The sequence below is a fragment of the Acidisphaera rubrifaciens HS-AP3 genome (assembly GCF_000964365.1).
Classification (GTDB): domain Bacteria; phylum Pseudomonadota; class Alphaproteobacteria; order Acetobacterales; family Acetobacteraceae; genus Acidisphaera; species Acidisphaera rubrifaciens.
On record NZ_BANB01000886.1, the window covers coordinates 1 to 411 of the forward strand.

The window sequence follows — 411 nt, forward strand, 5'->3', positions numbered from 1 at the left end:
GAGCGACAGGAGGATGAGCAGGAAGAAGAACACGACATACGGCATGGATCAGGCATCGGGCAGGCGGATGGCGGAGAGTTGGTGGCCGATCACGCCGCCGCCCGCGAGGGTGCGGCGGCGATGGCTGAAATAGCGCGTCTCCTCCGCCATGGTGTCGGCGCCGATCACGGCGACCTGCCCCACCCCGGCGGCGGCCAGCCGCGCGGCACAGTAGCCGGGCAGGTCGAACTGCCAGCGCGGCCCGTCATCGGCCATCCGTCCCGGCGCGAAGAAGCGCGCATCCGCCGCGCCGCGCGCCAGCACGGCATCGCGCAGGTCCGCGCCGACCTCATAGGATGCCTGGGCGATGCAGGGTCCGATGGCGGCGGCGACCGACTCCGGACGGGCGCCGAGTGCGGCCATCGCCTCCAG

The 411-nt window shown here is 72.5% G+C and carries 1 protein-coding gene; it reads right to left on the reverse strand.

What is annotated here, in order from left to right; genetic code table 11:
• Nucleotides 1–48: 48 nt before the first annotated feature.
• On the reverse strand, nt 49–411 hold a 363-nt coding region (locus B8460_RS18770; RefSeq protein WP_048863150.1), incomplete at its 5' end, for a laccase domain-containing protein.